This window comes from Rhizobacter sp. Root1238, assembly GCF_001425825.1.
Lineage (GTDB): Bacteria > Pseudomonadota > Gammaproteobacteria > Burkholderiales > Burkholderiaceae_C > Rhizobacter.
On the sequence record NZ_LMDM01000003.1, the window covers coordinates 39681 to 57907 of the forward strand.

Annotated in this window: 23 protein-coding genes; 16 read left to right on the top strand and 7 right to left on the bottom strand. The window is 68.3% G+C overall.

What is annotated here, in order from left to right; translation table 11 throughout:
* Positions 1-8 precede the first annotated feature (8 nt).
* A complete protein-coding gene (locus tag ASC98_RS04020) occupies positions 9-650 on the bottom strand; it encodes a VOC family protein (protein ID WP_056809711.1) in 642 nt (213 codons plus the stop codon).
* Positions 651-772: 122 nt separating this feature from the next.
* Here ASC98_RS04020 and ASC98_RS04025 point away from each other — a divergent pair, with 122 nt between their 5' ends.
* Together ASC98_RS04025 and ASC98_RS30060 are read left to right on the top strand one after the other, a co-directional pair.
* Positions 773-1513 carry a Crp/Fnr family transcriptional regulator gene (locus ASC98_RS04025; RefSeq protein ID WP_056809777.1) on the top strand — a complete coding sequence of 247 codons (741 nt, stop codon included), beginning with the start codon at positions 773-775 and terminating at the stop codon, positions 1511-1513.
* Between the two features lie 82 nt (positions 1514-1595).
* Entirely contained in the window at positions 1596-2483 is an 888-nt protein-coding gene (locus ASC98_RS30060; RefSeq protein WP_157598153.1) for a hypothetical protein, read from the top strand.
* 16 nt (positions 2484-2499) lie between these two features.
* Here the strand turns inward: ASC98_RS30060 and ASC98_RS04035 are convergent, their stop codons facing one another.
* Positions 2500-3273 carry a hypothetical protein gene (locus ASC98_RS04035; protein WP_056809715.1) on the bottom strand — a complete coding sequence of 258 codons (774 nt, stop codon included), beginning with the start codon at positions 3271-3273 and terminating at the stop codon, positions 2500-2502.
* A 15-nt stretch (positions 3274-3288) separates the two neighbouring features.
* Positions 3289-4008 (bottom strand): TetR/AcrR family transcriptional regulator, encoded by a 720-nt coding sequence (locus ASC98_RS04040; RefSeq protein WP_056809717.1) that lies wholly within the window; start codon positions 4006-4008, stop codon positions 3289-3291.
* A 146-nt stretch (positions 4009-4154) separates the two neighbouring features.
* Here ASC98_RS04040 and ASC98_RS04045 point away from each other — a divergent pair, with 146 nt between their 5' ends.
* The 14 genes from ASC98_RS04045 (at position 4155) to ASC98_RS04110 (ending at position 14869) form a co-directional block, all read left to right on the top strand.
* Positions 4155-5081: an ABC transporter ATP-binding protein gene (locus ASC98_RS04045; RefSeq protein WP_056809720.1), complete on the top strand. Its 927-nt coding sequence runs from the start codon at positions 4155-4157 to the stop codon at positions 5079-5081.
* Positions 5078-5854: an ABC transporter permease gene (locus ASC98_RS04050; protein ID WP_056809721.1), complete on the top strand. Its 777-nt coding sequence runs from the start codon at positions 5078-5080 to the stop codon at positions 5852-5854. The genes ASC98_RS04045 and ASC98_RS04050 overlap by 4 nt, the downstream gene beginning before the upstream one ends.
* Positions 5855-5893: 39 nt before the next feature.
* The gene (locus tag ASC98_RS04055; protein WP_056809723.1) at positions 5894-6166 is read left to right on the top strand and encodes a BolA family protein; all 273 of its coding nucleotides are present in this window, start codon (positions 5894-5896) and stop codon (positions 6164-6166) included.
* Between the two features lie 83 nt (positions 6167-6249).
* On the top strand, positions 6250-7509 hold the full coding sequence (gene murA, locus ASC98_RS04060; RefSeq protein WP_056809725.1) for a UDP-N-acetylglucosamine 1-carboxyvinyltransferase: 1260 nt from the start codon (positions 6250-6252) through the stop codon (positions 7507-7509).
* Positions 7509-8153, top strand: coding sequence for an ATP phosphoribosyltransferase (gene hisG / locus ASC98_RS04065; protein ID WP_056809727.1), 645 nt, complete (start codon positions 7509-7511; stop codon positions 8151-8153). The genes murA and hisG overlap by 1 nt, the downstream gene beginning before the upstream one ends.
* The gene (gene hisD, locus ASC98_RS04070) at positions 8150-9472 is read left to right on the top strand and encodes a histidinol dehydrogenase (RefSeq protein WP_056809729.1); all 1323 of its coding nucleotides are present in this window, start codon (positions 8150-8152) and stop codon (positions 9470-9472) included. Before hisG ends, hisD begins: the two co-directional genes overlap by 4 nt.
* Positions 9469-10548, top strand: a complete 1080-nt coding sequence (gene hisC / locus ASC98_RS04075) for a histidinol-phosphate transaminase (protein WP_056819668.1) — start codon at positions 9469-9471, stop codon at positions 10546-10548. The genes hisD and hisC overlap by 4 nt, the downstream gene beginning before the upstream one ends.
* Positions 10548-11147: an imidazoleglycerol-phosphate dehydratase HisB gene (gene hisB / locus ASC98_RS04080; protein ID WP_056809733.1), complete on the top strand. Its 600-nt coding sequence runs from the start codon at positions 10548-10550 to the stop codon at positions 11145-11147. The genes hisC and hisB overlap by 1 nt, the downstream gene beginning before the upstream one ends.
* Positions 11148-11804: an imidazole glycerol phosphate synthase subunit HisH gene (gene hisH, locus ASC98_RS04085; protein ID WP_056809736.1), complete on the top strand. Its 657-nt coding sequence runs from the start codon at positions 11148-11150 to the stop codon at positions 11802-11804.
* 70 nt (positions 11805-11874) lie between these two features.
* The gene (gene hisA, locus ASC98_RS04090) at positions 11875-12630 is read left to right on the top strand and encodes a 1-(5-phosphoribosyl)-5-[(5-phosphoribosylamino)methylideneamino]imidazole-4-carboxamide isomerase (protein ID WP_056809738.1); all 756 of its coding nucleotides are present in this window, start codon (positions 11875-11877) and stop codon (positions 12628-12630) included.
* Positions 12630-13394 (top strand): imidazole glycerol phosphate synthase subunit HisF, encoded by a 765-nt coding sequence (gene hisF, locus ASC98_RS04095; RefSeq protein WP_056809739.1) that lies wholly within the window; start codon positions 12630-12632, stop codon positions 13392-13394. Before hisA ends, hisF begins: the two co-directional genes overlap by 1 nt.
* A complete protein-coding gene (gene rsmD, locus ASC98_RS04100; protein WP_082542179.1) occupies positions 13391-14068 on the top strand; it encodes a 16S rRNA (guanine(966)-N(2))-methyltransferase RsmD in 678 nt (225 codons plus the stop codon). The genes hisF and rsmD overlap by 4 nt, the downstream gene beginning before the upstream one ends.
* A gap of 22 nt (positions 14069-14090) precedes the next feature.
* Positions 14091-14591 carry a pantetheine-phosphate adenylyltransferase gene (gene coaD / locus ASC98_RS04105; RefSeq protein ID WP_047506454.1) on the top strand — a complete coding sequence of 167 codons (501 nt, stop codon included), beginning with the start codon at positions 14091-14093 and terminating at the stop codon, positions 14589-14591.
* 20 nt (positions 14592-14611) lie between these two features.
* A complete protein-coding gene (locus tag ASC98_RS04110) occupies positions 14612-14869 on the top strand; it encodes a YfhL family 4Fe-4S dicluster ferredoxin (protein ID WP_056809740.1) in 258 nt (85 codons plus the stop codon).
* A 13-nt stretch (positions 14870-14882) separates the two neighbouring features.
* On the opposite strand, the gene ASC98_RS04115 is transcribed toward ASC98_RS04110, so the two are convergent.
* The 4 genes from ASC98_RS04115 to ASC98_RS04130 form a co-directional block, all read right to left on the bottom strand.
* Entirely contained in the window at positions 14883-15302 is a 420-nt protein-coding gene (locus ASC98_RS04115; RefSeq protein WP_056809742.1) for a hypothetical protein, read from the bottom strand.
* Entirely contained in the window at positions 15299-15931 is a 633-nt protein-coding gene (gene pth / locus ASC98_RS04120) for an aminoacyl-tRNA hydrolase (RefSeq protein WP_056809744.1), read from the bottom strand. Before pth ends, ASC98_RS04115 begins: the two co-directional genes overlap by 4 nt.
* 46 nt (positions 15932-15977) lie before the next feature.
* Positions 15978-17330, bottom strand: coding sequence for a peptidase inhibitor family I36 protein (locus tag ASC98_RS04125; protein WP_162249333.1), 1353 nt, complete (start codon positions 17328-17330; stop codon positions 15978-15980).
* A 161-nt stretch (positions 17331-17491) separates the two neighbouring features.
* Entirely contained in the window at positions 17492-18133 is a 642-nt protein-coding gene (locus tag ASC98_RS04130; protein WP_056809746.1) for a 50S ribosomal protein L25/general stress protein Ctc, read from the bottom strand.
* Positions 18134-18227: the final 94 nt, after the last annotated feature.

The window sequence follows — 18227 nt, forward strand, 5'->3', positions numbered from 1 at the left end:
TACCCGCGCTACGCGCCGATCGTGCGCGGGCCGGTCGGGGTCAGGATCTGCGCGACGAGGCGGGGTGCGGCACCGGCGGGCAGCGGCGACACGCGAACGGCTTGCGCCAAGCCGAGCGTCGCGAGCAAGGCCGTCACGCGCCCGGGCTCCGGATGGAAGGCCTCGAAACCCTGCAGCGTGCACCCCCGATCCTGCAGGCGCGACGCGGGATGCGGCGGGGTCTGCCACTCGATCAGCGCCGGTGCGATGCCGTCCAGCGGCAGGCTGCCGTCGGCCGGGATCGTGATCAGCCATTGCAACGCGTCGCGCGTGATCGTCTCGATGCGGCCGAGCGCTTCGGACGCGGCCGCGGCGCTGCGCTCGATGTCGTCGGTGCGTGCGACCCAGTTGGACAGGCGCGGCGGGGCGTCCGGCCGCAGCGTGTCCAGCGCGAACCAGCGCGGCCAGGTCGGTGCGGCGGCGCCGGGGTTCACCGCGATGACTTCGAGGAACAGGCCCTCGCCCAGGCGCAGCAGCAGGTTGTGCGTGCCCATGCGCGGGTGTTCGCCGCCGGGCTGGGGCTCGACGCCGAGCGCATCGCGCACGAAGGCGGCGCCCTGCGCCAGCGTCGGCGCGGTGATGGTGAGGTGATCGAGCTGGCAACCGGGCATGAAGCGTCTTCGGCGGAAGGGATCGGCGCATTCTGCGCGCCGGGGCGTTGCGGCCGGATCGGTTTGACGATCCACCGTGGACCTGCCGACAATCCGTGCCCAGGATGGCGAGGGCCGTGTCGATGGATGCAGCGATTCCACCGGTGGTGCAGAAGGCGGGGCAGCCGCCGCTGCGGGTGCGTGCGCGCCAGGCCAGCGCCGACGAGCTGCACGACATCCCGTGGCTGCAGTCGCTGCAGGCCGATGAACGCGAGCGCGCGGTCGACGACCTGAAGGTGGTGCAGGTGGAGGCCGGCGAGCTGCTGTGCCGCGTCGGCAAGCCGGCGACCTTCTGGTTCGGCGTGGTCGACGGGCTGCTGAAGATGAGCAACGACTCGGCACTCGGCATGCCGATCACCTTCACCGGCGTGCCGCCGGGCGGCTGGTTCGGCGAAGGCACGGTGCTGAAGCGCGAGGTCTACCGCTACAACATCCAGGCGCTGCGCAAGAGCGTGGTGGCCGGCATCACGGTCGAGACCTTCCACTGGCTGATCGACCGCAGCATCCCGTTCAACCGCTTCGTGATGCAGCAGCTGAACGAGCGGCTCGGGCAGTTCATCGGGGCGCGCGAGATCGATCGGTTGAACGACCCGGATGCGCGGGTCGCGCGCAGCCTGGCGTCGCTCTTTCATCCGGTGCTGTACCCGGGGGTCGGCACGCTGCTGCGGATCACGCAGCAGGAGCTCGGCTACCTGGTCGGGTTGTCGCGGCAGCGGGTCAACGAGGCGCTGCATGCGCTGCAGGCCGAAGGCTTGATCCGCATCGAGTACGGTGGCTTGCGGGTGCTGGACCTGGCGGGGCTGCGCGAGCGTCTGCAGGCCTGACAGAGATCCGGGGAATCAACTTACTTGGAACGAGTGGCCGAAAGTTGCGACTCAGTTCGGTCTTCGTTGCCACCGCATCCTCATGCTTCCCAGACCGCTCCCTTCTCACCGCTTCGACCTCGGCATCAATTTGAGACGATTGATCGACCGCACGCATGTGCAAAGCGCAAGGCAGCGACAGGACGATTTCAGTCGCCGACAACGGCTTGAGGAACTGAGCAGCTGCGAGGCGGCAACTGCCTCGACGGCGCCTTTCGAGCCCTTTCGTTCGGATGACGCCTTGCCGCCCGCCGATGGTGGTGCCGGCAGCCTGCAACTCGATCAGCTTCTTCACTGGTGCGCTGAGGTGGGCGCTTCAGAGAACCTGGTATGGATCGCTTTGGAGCGTCGCGTCAGCAGCTTGCCGAAGCTTTGCTGTCGGCGCGAGGCCCTGGCCGTTCTGCGCGCCTTGCCTCGGTGTCCGGCGATGTTCTCGTCGATCAAGAAGATGGAGTTGACCCTGCCATCGGTCGAGGCACTGATGGAGGCCCTTGCGCTGTTGAAGGACTTTGCGACCGCGGCATCACCGCTCCAGCTGTCCGCGCTCGATCTGCGCGTGGCACCCGCGATGCAAGATCCGGAAGAAGGGACCTGCGATCCCGATGTGGTGAGCGCCGTCGATGACGTGGTCGAAGCGCATCCCGGCCTGTTCAGCTTGTCGTGGCGGGGGCTGCATTCGGGATTGGGCAATGGCCTCGACTACAGGTTCTACGAGTTGCTGCCGGCCAGAAGGCAGGACGCGATGGCAGCGGCCGTCGCCCGCATGGTGTCGCCATGTGTTCCCCTGAACCTCCCCAAGCTGGCACAGAACGTTGCCGGCCATCTGGTCGGCAACTTCGATGACTACGATGCTTCGCAAGCCATTCGTGCGTTGGCATGCACCAGTTCGGCCGCAAGCGGCGCGTTCGCCGGGGTGATGCGTTACGTCTGAGTGCGACGGAGCCGACTCACTCCTCCAGCTCTGCCTTCGCCATCTCCACGTCCAGTCGCTCCATCGCATCCGCCGGATTGAACGCGGCCGCATCGGCATACAGCTGCTCGGCCTCCTTCATCTTCTTGTCGCCTTCGAGCATCACCAGCCCGTTCGCGTACTCCACCATCGCGATCGCCGAGTCGGGGTTCAGCTTCAGCGCGGTCTTGAAGGCCGCGAGGCCGGCCTCCTTGCTCGCTCCCTGCGTGCGGCCGAGCAGCGAGCCGACCTTGTCGATCACCTCGGCGTGGAAGGTGCCGAGGCCGATGTGCGCATCGGCATGCTTCGGCTGCAGCTTGATCGCCGTCTCGAGCGCGCCCTTGACCTTGCTGCCCAGCCCCTGCGTCAACGCCTTCGCGACGCTGATGCCCTGGCTGTAGCGGCCGAGCGCATAGGCCGACAGGTACCAGGCGTTGGCGTTCTTCGGGTCCTCGGCGGCCTGTGCCTCGGCGCGCTCGGCGACCTCCTGGAACAGCGCGAGCTTCGTCTTCTCGTTCTTCTCCAGGTAGTTCGCGTAGATGGCCTGCGCCTTGTTGGCCACCGTGATGCCGGCACCGCCCGCCTTCAACCCGGCCTCGGTCGCCTTCTGGAACTCGCCGGCATGGAACAGCGCCCACGCGGCCAGCACCTTGTCGTCCTTCGGCAGCGGCTCGGCATCGCCGGCATGCAACCGCGCCCACTTCTTCTTCAGGCTCGCGGCGTCGAAGCTGTAGTCGGCGGCGTCGTACGGGAAAGCGGTCCACTTGGCCATGGTTGTCTCCTGGGGTCAGCGCTTCGGCAGCGCAGTCTGGTAGTTGCCGACCAGCGCGAGCAGGTGCTCGCGCGCAGCGGCATCGAGGTAGGGCGTCAGCAAACTCAGCACGTGGAAGGCGCCGCGCAGCAGCGCGGCGCCGGCACTCTCGGGTTCGAGCGCGCGGCGCGGGTCGCGCACGTACTCGTAGCTCAGCCAGTAGGTCAGCACCACCACCATCGCGGTCGCGACCGGTTCGGTCTCTCGGCTGTCGAGGGCGGACTTGCCGGGTTTGTCGGCCTTGGCGGCCGTGGGGATGGCGCCGCCGCGCACCAGGCCGTCCAGCACCGCGCGCACCGCACGCGATTTCTCGTCGAGGATCTTCTGGAACTGCGTCTCCAGCCGGCGGTTCTTCGACAGCAGGTCGTTCAGGTCGCGGTACAGGAAGCGGTACCGCCAGATCAGCTCGAACAGCATGTGGAAGAACAGCCAGGCGTCCTCGACATGGCGCACGTCGTCGGCCGCGCGCAGCAGCTCGGCGAGCGATTGCTCGTAGCGGCCGAACAGCGTGTTGATCAGCTCGTCCTTGGCCGGGTAGTGGTAGTACAGATTCCCCGGGCTGATCTTCAGCTCGGCCGAGATCAGCGTGGTCGAGACGTTCGGCTCGCCGAAGCGGTTGAACAGGTCGAGGGCCACCTCGAGGATGCGCTCGGCGGTGCGGCGCGGTGGCTTCGGGTCTTTCGAGGCGGTGGCCATCGTCGTTGTCGTTCTGGCGTGGAGCGCGGGGCATGTCCCTTGCGCGGGCAATCTAGCATCAAGTCCCGCGCCGTCCGGCCGGTATTTGCCCGCGCCAGCAAGAAGACGGTGTGCTGCCTACAATCGCCGCCTCTTCCCGGAAGAACATGGCAGCCATCTCGTTCCAGCAGGTCAGCAAGACCTATCGCTCCAAGAGCGGAAGCGCGCACAACGAGGTGCGCGCGTTGTCCGAAGTCAGCATGGACATCGAGCCCGGCGAGTTCTTCGGGCTGCTCGGGCCCAACGGCGCCGGCAAGACCACGCTGATCAGCATCCTCGCCGGCCTGTCGCAGGCCACCAGCGGGCGCGTGCTGGTGCATGGCCACGATGTCGTCACCGACTATGCCGCCGCGCGCCGCAGCCTGGGCATCGTGCCGCAGGAACTGGTCTTCGACCCGTTCTTCACGGTGCGCGAGGCGCTGGTGATCCAGAGCGGCTACTTCGGCGTGCGCGGCAACGACGCCTGGATCGACGAGCTGCTGCACCACCTCGGCCTGGCCGACAAGGCCAACGCCAACATGCGCCAGCTGTCCGGCGGCATGAAGCGCCGCGTGCTGGTCGCGCAGGCGCTGGTGCACCGCCCGCCGGTGATCGTGCTCGACGAGCCGACCGCCGGCGTCGACGTCGAGCTGCGCCAGACGCTGTGGCACTTCATCGCGCGCCTCAACAAGGAAGGCCACACGGTGCTGCTGACCACCCACTACCTCGAAGAGGCCGAGGCGCTGTGCAACCGCATCGCGATGCTGAAGCAGGGCCGGGTGGTGGCCCTCGACCGCACCTCGGCACTGCTGGCCGGCACCGCGAGCACGATGCTGCGCTTCAAGATGGATGCGCCGCTGCCGGCCTCGCTCGCCGCGCAGTCGCGCGTGACCGGTCGCATCGTGCAGATCAAGGCGCATGACGCGCACGAGGTCGAGACGGTACTGGGCGTGCTGCGCGCCGCTGGCTGCCAGCCGGAAGACCTGGAGATCGGCCGCGCCGACCTGGAGGACGTGTTCCTCGACATCATGAACGGGCCCGAGGTGAAGGCATGAGCGCCACGCCAGGATTGCTGTCGGGCACGCGCACGCTGCTCTACAAAGAGGTGCTGCGCTTCTGGAAGGTCAGCTTCCAGACGGTGGCCGCGCCGGTGCTGACGGCCGTGCTGTACCTGCTGATCTTCGGCCATGCGCTGGAAGACCACGTCAAGGTCTACGGCACCGTCAGCTACACCGCGTTCCTGATCCCCGGGCTGGTGATGATGAGCGTGCTGCAGAACGCATTCGCCAACAGCAGCTCGTCGCTGATCCAGAGCAAGATCACCGGCAACCTGGTGTTCCTGCTGGTCACGCCGCTCAGCCACTGGGCCTGGTTCCTGGCCTACGTCGGCGCGGCCATCGTGCGCGGGCTGGTGGTCGGGCTGGGCGTGCTGCTGGTCACCGCGTGGTTCGCACCGCTGTCGGTCGCGCAGCCACTGTGGATCCTGGTGTTCGCGATCGCCGGGGCGGCGCTGATGGGCGCGCTCGGGCTGGTGGCCGGGTTGTGGGCCGAGAAGTTCGACCAGATCGCCGCCTTCCAGAACTTCATCGTGATGCCGATGACCTTCCTGTCGGGCGTCTTCTACTCGGTGCATTCGCTGCCACCGGTGTGGCTGGCGGTGAGCCACCTGAATCCGTTCTTCTACATGATCGACGGCTTCCGGCGCGGCTTCTTCGGCGTCAGCGACGTCTCGCCGTGGACCAGCCTGGCGGTGGTGGCGGGCAGCCTGGCGCTCGTCTGCGCGCTGTGCCTGCACCTCTTGCGCATCGGCTACAAGATCCGGCACTGATCCTCCGGGCTTTCCGGCTGGGTGATAATCGCCGTCCTTATGGCCGACCCCACCCCCGACGACGTCCAGCGCTACATCGCGCAAGGGCTCGCCTGCGAGCACTTGCAGGTCGAGGGCGATGGCCGCCATTTCTTCGCCACCATCGTTTCGGCGGAGTTCGAAGGTGCCAGCCGGGTCAAGCGCCACCAGCGCGTCTACCAGGCCCTGGGCGATAGAATGCGCGAGCAAATCCACGCGCTGTCGATGAAGACCCTCACGCCCGCCGAGTGGGCCCACGCTGCCGAGCCCGCCTCGGCCCACCACCACCACTGAACCCAGCCGCAGTGTCCGCTGCGGCTGGCGGGCCTGCGGGTGCAGGTCATTCAGCCGTGTCGGGCCTGGGCGATTCCCACGCCATGGACAAACTCCTCATCCGCGGTGGCCGCCAGCTGAACGGCGACGTCACGATCTCCGGCGCCAAGAACGCCGCGCTGCCGGAGCTGTGCGCCGCGCTGCTGACGGCCGATCCGGTCACGCTGACCAACGTGCCGCGCCTGCAGGACGTCAGCACCACGCTGAAGCTGCTGCGCAACATGGGCGTCAGCGCCGAGCGCAGCGAATCGGCCCCCGACACCGTCGCGCTGAACGCTGCCGCCGTCACCTCGCCCGAAGCCCCGTACGACCTGGTCAAGACGATGCGGGCGTCGATCCTGGTGCTGGGCCCGCTGCTGGCGCGCTTCGGCGAAGCCACCGTCTCGCTGCCCGGCGGCTGCGCGATCGGCTCGCGCCCGGTCGACCAGCACATCAAGGGCCTGCAGGCGATGGGCGCCGACATCGTCGTCGAGCACGGCTACATCATTGCCAAGACCACGCGCCTGAAGGGCGCCCGCATCACGACCGACATGGTCACCGTGACCGGCACCGAGAACCTGCTGATGGCCGCGACGCTGGCCGACGGCGAGACGGTGCTGGAGAACGCCGCCCAGGAACCCGAGATCCGCGACCTGGCCGAGATGCTGATCGCGATGGGCGCGAAGATCGAAGGCCACGGCGGCAGCAGGATCCGCATCCAGGGCGTCGAGCGGCTGGGTGGTGTGCAACACCGGATCGTTCCCGACCGCATCGAGACCGGCACCTTCCTGTGCGCGGTGGCCGCCACCGGCGGCGACGTGGTGCTGCGGCGCGCGCGCGCCGACCACCTCGATGCGGTGATCGACAAGCTGCGCGAGGCCGGCGTCACGATCGAATCGGGCGACGACTGGATCCGCGTGAAGAACACGAAGCGCCCGCGCGCGGTGGGCTTCCGCACCAGCGAGTACCCGGCCTTCCCGACCGACATGCAGGCGCAGTTCATGGCGCTGAACTGCATCGCCGAAGGCTCGGCCAAGGTCACCGAGACGATCTTCGAGAACCGCTTCATGCACGTCAACGAGCTGGTGCGGCTGGGCGCGAAGATCGAGGTCGACGGCCACACCGCGGTGATGAACGGCGTCGAGCGCCTGTCGGGCGCGACCGTGATGGCGACCGACCTGCGCGCCTCGGCCAGCCTGGTGATCGCCGGCCTGGTGGCCGACGGCGAGACGGTGGTCGACCGCATCTACCACCTGGACCGCGGCTACGACCAGATGGAAGCCAAGCTGCGCGGCATCGGCGCCGACATCGAAAGAGTCAAGTGATGCTGACCCTTGCACTGTCGAAAGGCCGGATCTTCGACGAGACGCTGCCGCTGCTGAAGGCGGCCGGCATCGAGGTGACCGAAGACCCGGAGAAGTCGCGCAAGCTGATCCTGGGCACCAACCAGCCCGAGGTGCGCGTGGTGCTGGTGCGCGCGACCGACGTGCCCACCTACGTGCAGTACGGCGGCGCCGACCTCGGCGTGGCTGGCAAGGACATCCTGCTGGAGCACGGCGGCCAGGGCCTGTACCAGCCGCTCGACCTGCGCATCGCGAAGTGCCGCATGAGCGTCGCGGTGCGCGCCGATTTCGACTACGCCGCGGCCGTGAAGCAGGGCTCGCGCATCCGCGTCGCGACCAAGTACGTCGGCGTGGCGCGCGACCACTTCGCGGTGAAGGGCGTGCACGTCGACCTGATCAAGCTGTACGGCTCGATGGAGCTCGCACCGCTGACCGGCCTGGCCGATGCGATCGTCGACCTGGTGTCGACCGGCAGCACGCTGAAGGCCAACCACCTGGTCGAGGTCGAGGAGATCATGCAGATCTCGTCGCGCCTGGTCGTCAACCAGGCGGCGCTGAAGCTCAAGCGCGAGCCGCTGCGCCGCATCATCGATGCCTTTTCCACTGCCATAGAGTCCCGACCATGAGCGTGAAGATCCGCCAGCTCGCCACCACCGCCCCCGGCTTCGAGGCCGATTTCCAGCGGGTGCTGCATTGGTCGGCGGAGACGGATCATGCGATCGAGGAGCGCGTCGCCGCGATCCTGGCCGACGTGCAGGTGCGTGGCGATGCCGCGGTGCTGGAGTACACGCAGCGCTTCGACGGGCTGGCGGCCGCGTCGGTCGCGTCGCTCGAGATCACACGCGACGAGTTGCAGGCCGCACTGCAGGCGATCACGCCGGCACAGCGCACGGCGCTCGAAGCGGCCGCGCAGCGCGTGCGCAGCTACCACCAGCGCCAGCTCGAGGCCTGCGGCCGCTCGTGGAGCTACCGCGACCAGGACGGCACGCTGCTCGGCCAGAAGGTCACGCCGCTCGACCGCGTCGGCATCTATGTGCCGGGCGGCAAGGCGGCCTACCCGTCGAGCGTGCTGATGAACGCGGTGCCCGCGAAGGTGGCCGGTGTCGGCGAGATCGTGATGGTGGTGCCGACCCCGAAGGGCGAGCGCAACGCGATGGTGCTGGCCGCGGCGGCGATCGCCGGCGTCGACCGCGCGTTCACGCTGGGCGGCGCGCAGGCCGTCGCCGCGCTGGCCTACGGCACGGCCAGCGTGCCGGCGGTCGACAAGATCACCGGCCCCGGCAATGCCTACGTTGCGAGCGCGAAGCGCCGCGTGTTCGGCAAGGTCGGCATCGACATGATCGCCGGGCCGAGCGAGATCCTGGTGCTGGCCGACGGCAGCACGCCGCCCGACTGGGTCGCGATGGACCTCTTCAGCCAGGCCGAGCACGACGAACTCGCGCAAAGCATCCTGCTGTGCCCCGATGCGGCCTACATCGCGCGCGTCGCCGAGGCCATCGATCGGCTGCTGCCCGACCTGCCGCGCCGCGACGTGATCCGCGCATCGCTCGAAGGCCGCGGCGCGCTGATCCACACCCGCAGCATGGAAGAGGCCTGCGAGATCAGCAACCGCATCGCGCCGGAGCACCTGGAGGTCAGCTCGGCCGAGCCGGCGCGCTGGGAGCCGCTGCTGCGCCATGCCGGTGCGATCTTCCTCGGCGCGTTCACCAGCGAGAGCCTGGGCGACTACTGCGCCGGTCCGAACCACGTGCTGCCGACCTCGGGCACCGCGCGCTTCTCGTCGCCGCTGGGCGTCTACGACTTCCAGAAGCGCTCCAGCCTGATCGAGGTCAGCGAGGCCGGCGCGCAGGTGCTGGGGCCGATCGCGGCCGAGCTGGCGTATGGCGAAGGCCTGCAGGCGCATGCCCGGGCCGCCGAACTTCGACTGAAAGGGAACAAGGCATGAGCGCCGCGCTGGAACAACGCATGAAACGGGTGATCCGCCAGGACATCCAGTCGATGCACGGCTACGCGGTGCAGCCGTCGGCGGGGCTGGTCAAGCTCGACACGATGGAGAACCCGTTTCCGCTGCCGCCCGCGCTGCGCGAGGCCCTGGGCAAGCGCCTGGCCGACGTCGCGCTGAACCGCTACCCGGCCGAGCGGGGCGACCTGCTGCGCGCGAAGCTCGCAGAACACGCCGGCATGCCGGACGACTGCGACATCATGCTGGGCAACGGCTCCGACGAGCTGATCTCGCTGCTGGCGCTGGCCTGCGACGTGCCGGGCAACAGCGTGCTGGCGCCGCTGCCGGGCTTCGTGATGTACGCGATGTCGGCCAAGCTGCAGGGCCTGCCGTTCATCGGCGTGCCGACCACGGCCGACTTCGAGCTCGACCTGCCGGCCATGCTGTCCGCGGTGCGCGAGCACCGGCCGGCGCTGGTGTACCTCGCCTACCCGAACAACCCGACCGCGAACCTGTGGGACGACGCGGCGATCGACGCGATCATCGAGGCCGCGCCCGGCCTGGTGGTGATCGACGAGGCCTACCAGCCGTTCGCCGCGCGCGATTCGATGGCGCGCCTGAAGCGCCACGAGCACGTGCTGCTGATGCGCACGATGAGCAAGTTCGGGCTGGCCGGCGTGCGCATCGGCTACCTGATCGGGCGCAAGCCGCTGGTCGCCGAGGTCGACAAGCTGCGCCCGCCGTTCAACATCAGCGTGCTGAACTGCGAGGCGGCGCTGTTCGCGCTGGAGCATGTCGACGAGTACGCGCGCCAGGCCGCGATCATCCGCAGCGAGCGCGACCGGCTGCTGGCCGCGCTGCGCGAGCTGCCCGGCGTGCAGCCGTTTCCGAGCGAGGCCAACATGATCCTCGCGCGCGTGGCCGATTCGGCCGCCGCGTTCGCCGGCATGAAGGCGCGCGGCGTGCTGGTGAAGAACGTCGCCGGGCTGCACCCGCTGCTGGCCAACTGCCTGCGCCTGACGGTGGGCACGCCCGACGAGAACGTGAAGATGCTGCAAGCCCTGAAGGAAAGCCTCTGATGAGCACCGTGGAACGCAAGGCGGAGGTGGTCCGCAACACCAACGAGACGCAGATCCGTGTCGCGCTGAACCTCGACGGCACCGGTGCCGCGAGCTTCCACACCGGCATCGGCTTCTTCGACCACATGCTCGACCAGATCGCCCGCCACGGGCTGATCGACCTCGACATCGACGCCAAGGGCGACCTGCACATCGACGGCCACCACACGGTGGAAGACGTCGGCATCACGCTCGGCCAGGCGATGGCGAAGGCGGTGGGCGACAAGAAGGGCCTGCGGCGCTACGGCCATGCCTACGTGCCGCTCGACGAAGCGCTGTCGCGCGTCGTGATCGACTTCTCCGGCCGCCCGGGGCTGCACATGCGCGTCGACTTCAAGAGCGGCATGATCGGCGCGCTCGACACCCAGCTGGTCTACGAGTTCTTCCAGGGCTTCTCGAACCACGCCGGCGTCACGCTGCACATCGACAACCTGCATGGCGAGAACGCGCACCACCAGTGCGAGACGATCTTCAAGGCCTTCGCGCGGGCGCTGCGGATGGCGCTGGAGATCGACCCGCGCGCGGCGGGCGTGATCCCGTCGACCAAGGGATCGCTGTAAATGGCACGCACCGTCGCGGTCGTCGACTACGGCATGGGCAACCTGCGCTCGGTGTCGCAGGCGGTGCTGCACGTGGCGCGCGGCGAAGGGGTCGACGTAATCGTCACGTCGAAGCCCGACGAGGTCTACGCCGCCGAGCGCGTCGTGCTGCCCGGCCAGGGTGCGATGCCGGACTGCATGCGCGAGCTGCGCGAATCGGGCCTGCAGGAAGCCGTGCTGCACGCCGCCGCCAACAAACCGCTGATGGGCGTGTGCGTTGGCATGCAGATGCTGCTGTCCAGCAGCGAAGAGGGCCCGACCGACGGGCTCGGGCTGATCCCCGGCGCGGTGCGGCGTTTCCAGCTCGCCGGGCAGCTGCAGCCCGACGGCAGCCGCTTCAAGGTGCCGCAGATGGGCTGGAACCAGGTCTGGCAGCGGGCCCGGCCGCGCGTGCACCCGATCTGGGCGGGCGTGCCGGACGGCTCGTACTACTACTTCGTCCACAGCTTCTATGCGCAACCGGCCGATCCGGCCGACAGCGCCGGTGAAACCGATTACGGCGTTCGCTTTACCTGCGCGCTGGCTCGGGATAACATTTTCGCCACGCAGTTCCATCCCGAGAAAAGTGCCGAGCACGGGCTTGCCCTGTACCGCAACTTCCTGCATTGGATTCCTTGAACGCTGGTCAGCGTCACCTTTGCGCCTTCTCGGTCCGACCGATCATCCACCCCACCTCCTTGATTCGGCCATGCTGCTGATCCCTGCCATCGACCTGAAAGACGGTCACTGTGTCCGCCTGAAGCAGGGCGACATGAACGACTCCACCATCTTCAGCGAGGACCCGGCCGCGATGGCGCGACGATGGGTCGACGCCGGCGCGCGGCGCCTGCACCTGGTCGACCTGAACGGCGCGTTCGCCGGCAAGCCGGTCAACGAGGCGGCGATCAAGGCCATCCTGGCCGAAGTCGGCGACGACATCCCGGTGCAGCTGGGCGGCGGCATCCGCGACCTCGACACCATCGAGCGCTACCTCGACGACGGTCTCAGCTTCGTGATCATCGGCACCGCCGCGGTCAAGAGCCCCGGCTTCCTGAAGGACGCCTGCAGCGCGTTCGGCGGGCACATCATCGTCGGGCTCGACGCGAAGGACGGCAAGGTCGCGACCGACGGCTGGAGCAAGCTGACCGGCCACGAGGTGGTCGATCTCGCGAAGAAGTTCGAGGACTACGGCGTCGAAGGCGTGATCTACACCGACATCGGCCGCGACGGCATGCTCAACGGCATCAACATCGACGCGACCGTCAAGCTGGCGCAGGCGCTGTCGATCCCGGTGATCGCGTCGGGCGGGCTGTCCGACCTGACCGACATCGAGCGGCTGTGCGCGATCGAGGACCAGGGCGTCGAAGGCGTGATCTGCGGCCGGGCGATCTACACCGGCAACCTCGACTTCACGCTGGCGCAGAAGCGCGCCGACGAGCTGAACGGCAACCGAAACGGCGCCTGATGCTTGCCAAACGCATCATTCCCTGCCTCGACGTCACCGGCGGACGGGTCGTCAAGGGCGTCAACTTCGTCGAGCTGCGCGACGCCGGCGATCCGGTCGAGATCGCCGCCCGCTACAACGAGCAGGGCGCCGACGAGATCACCTTCCTCGACATCACCGCCACCAGCGACGGCCGCGGCCTGCTGCTGCACATGATCGAGGCGGTGGCCTCGCAGGTCTTCATCCCGCTGACGGTGGGCGGCGGCGTGCGCACGGTGGACGATGTCCGCACGCTGCTGAACGCCGGGGCCGACAAGGTCAGCTTCAACTCGGCCGCGGTGGCCAACCCGCAGGTCATCCGCGATGCGTCGGCCAAGTACGGCGCGCAGTGCATCGTGGTCGCGATCGACGCCAAGTCGCGCGAGGACGGCCAGCCCGGCTGGCAGGTCTACACCCACGGCGGACGCCGCAACACCGGGATCGACGCGGTCGAATGGGCGCGCACGATGGCCGAACACGGCGCCGGCGAGATCCTGCTGACCAGCATGGACCGCGACGGCACGCGCATCGGCTTCAACCTGCCGCTGACGCGGGCGGTCAGCGATGCGGTCGACGTGCCGGTGATCGCCTCGGGCGGCGTCGGCACGCTGGACCACCTGGTCGAGGGCATCCAGCAAGGCGGTGCCGATGCGGTGCTGGCGGCCAGCATCTTCCACTACGGGCAGCACACGGTCGGTGAAGCGAAGGCCTTGATGGCCGCACGCGGGATCCCGGTTCGCCTGTGAGGGCCGCGAAGCGGGGCACGACCGCCGCGAAGGTCGAGACGCCGGACCAGGCCGGCAAGCCGGGCAAGGCCCCGGCGCCGAAGGCCGGGCTGCCGCGCGAGGTGCGGGTGATCGGCGGCGTGTGGAAGCGCAGCAAGCTGCCGGTGGCCGATGCCCCGGGGCTGCGGCCCACGCCCGACCGGGTGCGCGAGACGCTGTTCAACTGGCTGGGCCAGTCGCTGGACGGCTGGCGCTGCCTGGATGCCTACGCCGGCAGCGGGGCGCTCGGCTTCGAGGCCGCGTCGCGCGGCGCGGCCGAGGTCACGATGATCGAGCGCGACGGCCGGCTGGCGCGTGGCCTGCGCGAGGTGCAGGAACGGCTGAAGGCGGTGCAGGTGCGCGTCGAGGCCGCCGACGCGCTGGCCTGGATGGCGCGCAGCGCGCCGGGCCGCTTCGAGCTGATCTTCATCGATCCGCCGTTCGACGCCGATGTGTTCCTGCCGGCGCTGAAGGCCGCGGCACCGCTGGTCGTCGACGGCGGCTTTGTCTACCTGGAGGCCGACCGGGCCTTCGCGGAGGCCGAGCTGGCGCCGCTCGGCCTGGTCCTTCAGCGCCACGGCCGCGCCGGCGCGGTGCATTTCCATTTGCTGCGCCGCAGCTACACTGCGCCGCAAACGCCCGTGGAAACCGTGTGAGCCCGATCCGAAGGAGCCTGTCTTGACCTCTGTGACCCGCCTCACCGCCGTCTACCCCGGCACCTTCGACCCGATGACGCTCGGGCACGAAGACCTGATGCGGCGCGCCGCGCGCCTGTTCGAGCGGCTGATCGTCGCGGTGGCCGCCGGGCACCACAAGCGCACGATGTTCACGCTCGACGAGCGGCTGGAGATCGCGCAGGAACTGGCGGCCAAGCACCCGAACATCGAGGTGATCGCGTTCCGCGGGCTGTTGCGCGACTTCGTGGTCTCGCACGGCGGCAAGGTGGTGGTGCGCGGGCTGCGCGCCGTCAGCGACTTCGAGTACGAGTTCCAGATGGCCGGCATGAACCGCCAGCTGATGCCCGACGTGGAAACGGTGTTCCTGACGCCCAGCGACCACTACCAGTTCGTTTCCGGCACCTTCGTGCGCGAGATTGCCACCTTGGGCGGTGATGTCTCGAAGTTCGTGTCACCCTCGGTGCTCAACCGACTTCAACAACGCGTCAAACCCGACGCCTGAGCTCTCGCGGGACCCGTGCCATGGCCTTGATGATCACCGACGACTGCATCAATTGCGATGTGTGCGAGCCCGAGTGCCCGAACCAGGCGATCTCGATGGGGCCGGAGTACTACGTGATCGACCCGGGCAAGTGCACCGAATGCGTCGGCCACTTCGGCGAGCCGCAGTGCGTGCAGGTCTGCCCGGTCAGCTGTATCCCGGTCAACCCGGAACACGTCGAGACGCAGGAGAGCCTGTGGGAGAAGTACCGGCGGCTGCAGGCGCAGGCGGCCGGCTGAGCGATACCTCAGGTCACTTCGCCGGCTTGCCCTTGGTGGGCGGCACGATGATTTGCACCTCGTCGTCTGCGGTCTTGGTGCCCTTGGCGGACCTGGCCTTCGTTGATTTGCCCTTTGCGGGCTTGGCCTTGGGCGCCGACGCGGCATGCGCGACTGGCGCGAGGTTCATCGCGCTCGACGGCCGGACGGCTGCCTCGCGTGCGAGCCGGTCCTGTTCCATCTTCGCGCCGGTCTCGGCCTGCTTGTGGGCCGCCGCCTCGGCCTCGGCGCGCTGCTTCGCGGTGCGCCCGTCGCGGGCGTCGACGGCCTCGCCATCGGTGCACGGCAGCTGCGAGTAGACGTTGCGGTCGGGGCCGCAGCGGTAGACCGTCGGCCCGGCCATCGCGCTGGCGCACGCAACGGTCGACAGCAGTGCGATCAACGGGCGCTTCATTCGGTCTTCTCCGCGGCGGGAGCGTCCGGTGCCGCAGGCCGCGTCGGTTTCGGGCGCGGGGGCTTCGCGTTCAGCTTCATCGTGGCCTTCTCCATCTCGCCGGCGGCGATCAGGTCGAGCACGCTCATCGTCTTCGCGATCGTCTCCCCGATCGCGTCGCGCGCCTCGGGCTTGGGCTTGCGCAGCACGTAGTCGATCACCTCGGCCTTCACGCCGGGGTGGCCGATGCCGAGGCGCAGGCGCCAGTAGTCGGCGGTGCCGAGCTGTGCATGGATGTCGCGCAGCCCGTTGTGGCCGGCATGGCCGCCACCGCGCTTGAACTTCGCCTGGCCGGGCATCAGGTCGAGCTCGTCGTGGGCGACCAGGATCTCGTCGGGGGCGATCTTGAAGAAGCGGGCGAGCGCCGCGACCGACTTGCCCGACACGTTCATGTAGGTCTGCGGCTCCAGCAGCCAGACCGGTCCGTCGGGGCGGTTGACCCGCGCGACGAGCCCGAAGTAGCTGCGCTCAGGGACGAGCGAGGCCTTCCATTCGCGCGCGACCGCATCGATCCACCAGAAACCGGCGTTGTGGTTGGTCGCTTCGTATTCCGGCCCGGGGTTGCCGAGGCCCACCATCAGTCGAATCATCCGCGGATTATCGACTGGGGGCCCGACGCGCCGGACCGGTACAGGTTTACTTCACCAGCGGAGCGACGCCGTTCGCGAACGGCCAGCCCTGGGTCTCGTCGGTGCCGATCTCCCAGTCGAACGCGCCGCGGATCGTCGGGTGGTTGGCCTTGACCTGGTTCCAGGTGTCGATCGCCTGCTGGCGCGTCATGTAGTTCGTGACGCCGGCGTTGATGCCGAAGCCGACGACCACGTGCTCGGCGCCCAGCAGCCCGACCCATTCCTTGATGCTGTTGACGACGTAGGCCGGGTCGGCCAGGTTCGGGCCGTCGTAGTACTGCGGCGCGCAGTAGTCGATCGCACCGGCGTCCACCATCGACTTGCAGAACACCTTGTCCACCGAGTTCCACGGGGCCGGCGGGGCGCTGATGACGAAGCCCGGGAACTGGCGCTTCAGCTCGAGGCTGATCCAGATCATCTCGTTGGTGTCCGGCGCCTGGCTGCCTTCGAAGGTGTTCCAGTCCATGCCGTCGAGGCCGCCGAGCTGGTTCGCGATCCCGACGATGCTGTTGACGAAGGTCTGCGACTTCGTGCGATTCGGGAAGCTCATGCCGTTGCCGGCACCGCCGACCGACAGGATGATCTTGCGGCCTTGCGTCGTGCGGGCGTACTGGATGTCGGCCTTCAGGTTGGTCGCAGCGCCGCGGCCGTCGCCGGGCGCGCTCCAGGTGACCGCGCCGGTCGTGCCGGGCGAGCCGCCGACCGGGCGGGCAGCGAACAGGTAGACCAGGTTGTAGTTCGCCGGCAGGTCGCGGATGCGCAGCGGCGACGGCTTCCAGTCGGGGTAGTAGCCGCCGGCGACCTTGGCCGGCAGGCCTCCCGGGTTCCCGGTGCCGCCGCCGCAGGTGGTCGGTTGCCAGTACCAGGTGCTGATTGTCGGATTGGTCGCGTCGCTGCCGTTCGCGGTGACGTTGACCAGCTTGTAGTAGTTGCCGTTCGGCACGTAGCGCACGACGGTGCCGACGGTTCGGTAGATGGTGCCTTCGACCCAGTCGACGGCACCGCAGCTGGCGGCCTGCGTGACCTTGTACGACGAGACGAAGTCGTTGAAGCCCAGCGGCACCAGGTTGGCGTTGTCGGCGGCGAGCTTCAGCGAGCGGCCGCCGTAGTTCGAATGCTCGAACAGCTCGACCTGGTAGCCGCTGCGCACCTTGACCGACGACGCGCGGTCGTTCCACGCGCTGCCGATCCAGCCGCTGCTGGCGCCGCTGCAGGTCGACGCGCCCTGGTAGTTGACGTGCTCGTACAGGCACACCGCGTCGGCGTCGGCCGCCTGCGCGGCAGGGGCGAACGCGGCCCCCAGTGCTAGCAGCGCGGCCCAGCCGGCGCGCTGCAATGAATGGGTGATGGAACTCGGCATGCTTGCTCCCCGGGTGGTGATGGGGCTGCACGGTAAGTCCATCGGCGGTCGCGAATCGTGTCTCAAACGTGACGACTGAAACCGCTTTCAATTCCCGTGCTTCGCTGAAAGCAAAAAGCCCCGCCAAGGCGGGGCTTCGTGCAAGCAGCAGGCCGGAGGTCTTACCCGCGGTTCTGCTTCTCGCTCTTCTTGGCCTTGGTCGGGGCCGCGGCCACCGGGGCCACCACCACCGGAGCGGCTTCTTCTTCGGCCGGCACCGAGGTCGAGACGATCACCGGGTTCGGCTTGCCCTGCGTGACGACCTTGATGCCGTCGGCCAGCTTCAGGTCGCTGACGTGCATCGATTGGCCCTTGGCCAGGTTGGCCAGGTCGACGGTCAGGAACTCGGGCAGCTGCGAGGCCAGGCACTGGATCTTCAGCTCGGTGACGACGTGGTTCACCAGGCAGCCATCGGTCTTGACGGCCGGCGAGCCTTCTTCGTTGATGAAGTGCAGCGGCACCTTCTTGACGATCTTGGTGGTGGCATCGACGCGTTGGAAGTCGATGTGCAGCACGATCTGGCGGAAGGGGTGCATCTGGTAGTCACGCAGCAGCACCTGTTCGGTCTTGCCGGCCAGTTCCATCTCAAGGATCGACGAGTGGAAGGCTTCCTTCTTCAGCGCATGGAACAGCGCGTTGTGATCGAGCTCGATCATCGAAGGGGTGCCGGCGCCATAGACGATGCCGGGAACTTTGTCAGCCAGGCGCAGGCGGCGGCTCGCTCCGGTCCCCTGCAGCTTGCGCTCGAATGCGACGAATTTCATGTGGACTCCAAAAATTGGAAGACACCCGCGACCAGGTGTCGAAAACAGGGTCTTGCGACCCTGGCGATCGTGGCCGGCGCCCGAGGGCTACGGC

What these genes read in the sequence shown, in the direction of transcription:
- ASC98_RS04020 (WP_056809711.1), bottom strand. Translation starts at nt 650, where the DNA reads ATGCCCGGTTGCCAGCTCGATCACCTCACCATCACCGCGCCGACGCTG.
- ASC98_RS04025 (WP_056809777.1), top strand. Translation starts at nt 773, where the DNA reads ATGGATGCAGCGATTCCACCGGTGGTGCAGAAGGCGGGGCAGCCGCCG.
- ASC98_RS30060 (WP_157598153.1), top strand. Translation starts at nt 1,596, where the DNA reads ATGCTTCCCAGACCGCTCCCTTCTCACCGCTTCGACCTCGGCATCAAT.
- ASC98_RS04035 (WP_056809715.1), bottom strand. Translation starts at nt 3,273, where the DNA reads ATGGCCAAGTGGACCGCTTTCCCGTACGACGCCGCCGACTACAGCTTC.
- ASC98_RS04040 (WP_056809717.1), bottom strand. Translation starts at nt 4,008, where the DNA reads ATGGCCACCGCCTCGAAAGACCCGAAGCCACCGCGCCGCACCGCCGAG.
- ASC98_RS04045 (WP_056809720.1), top strand. Translation starts at nt 4,155, where the DNA reads ATGGCAGCCATCTCGTTCCAGCAGGTCAGCAAGACCTATCGCTCCAAG.
- ASC98_RS04050 (WP_056809721.1), top strand. Translation starts at nt 5,078, where the DNA reads ATGAGCGCCACGCCAGGATTGCTGTCGGGCACGCGCACGCTGCTCTAC.
- ASC98_RS04055 (WP_056809723.1), top strand. Translation starts at nt 5,894, where the DNA reads ATGGCCGACCCCACCCCCGACGACGTCCAGCGCTACATCGCGCAAGGG.
- murA (WP_056809725.1), top strand. Translation starts at nt 6,250, where the DNA reads ATGGACAAACTCCTCATCCGCGGTGGCCGCCAGCTGAACGGCGACGTC.
- hisG (WP_056809727.1), top strand. Translation starts at nt 7,509, where the DNA reads ATGCTGACCCTTGCACTGTCGAAAGGCCGGATCTTCGACGAGACGCTG.
- hisD (WP_056809729.1), top strand. Translation starts at nt 8,150, where the DNA reads ATGAGCGTGAAGATCCGCCAGCTCGCCACCACCGCCCCCGGCTTCGAG.
- hisC (WP_056819668.1), top strand. Translation starts at nt 9,469, where the DNA reads ATGAGCGCCGCGCTGGAACAACGCATGAAACGGGTGATCCGCCAGGAC.
- hisB (WP_056809733.1), top strand. Translation starts at nt 10,548, where the DNA reads ATGAGCACCGTGGAACGCAAGGCGGAGGTGGTCCGCAACACCAACGAG.
- hisH (WP_056809736.1), top strand. Translation starts at nt 11,148, where the DNA reads ATGGCACGCACCGTCGCGGTCGTCGACTACGGCATGGGCAACCTGCGC.
- hisA (WP_056809738.1), top strand. Translation starts at nt 11,875, where the DNA reads ATGCTGCTGATCCCTGCCATCGACCTGAAAGACGGTCACTGTGTCCGC.
- hisF (WP_056809739.1), top strand. Translation starts at nt 12,630, where the DNA reads ATGCTTGCCAAACGCATCATTCCCTGCCTCGACGTCACCGGCGGACGG.
- ASC98_RS04110 (WP_056809740.1), top strand. Translation starts at nt 14,612, where the DNA reads ATGGCCTTGATGATCACCGACGACTGCATCAATTGCGATGTGTGCGAG.
- ASC98_RS04115 (WP_056809742.1), bottom strand. Translation starts at nt 15,302, where the DNA reads ATGAAGCGCCCGTTGATCGCACTGCTGTCGACCGTTGCGTGCGCCAGC.
- pth (WP_056809744.1), bottom strand. Translation starts at nt 15,931, where the DNA reads ATGATTCGACTGATGGTGGGCCTCGGCAACCCCGGGCCGGAATACGAA.
- ASC98_RS04125 (WP_162249333.1), bottom strand. Translation starts at nt 17,330, where the DNA reads ATGCCGAGTTCCATCACCCATTCATTGCAGCGCGCCGGCTGGGCCGCG.
- ASC98_RS04130 (WP_056809746.1), bottom strand. Translation starts at nt 18,133, where the DNA reads ATGAAATTCGTCGCATTCGAGCGCAAGCTGCAGGGGACCGGAGCGAGC.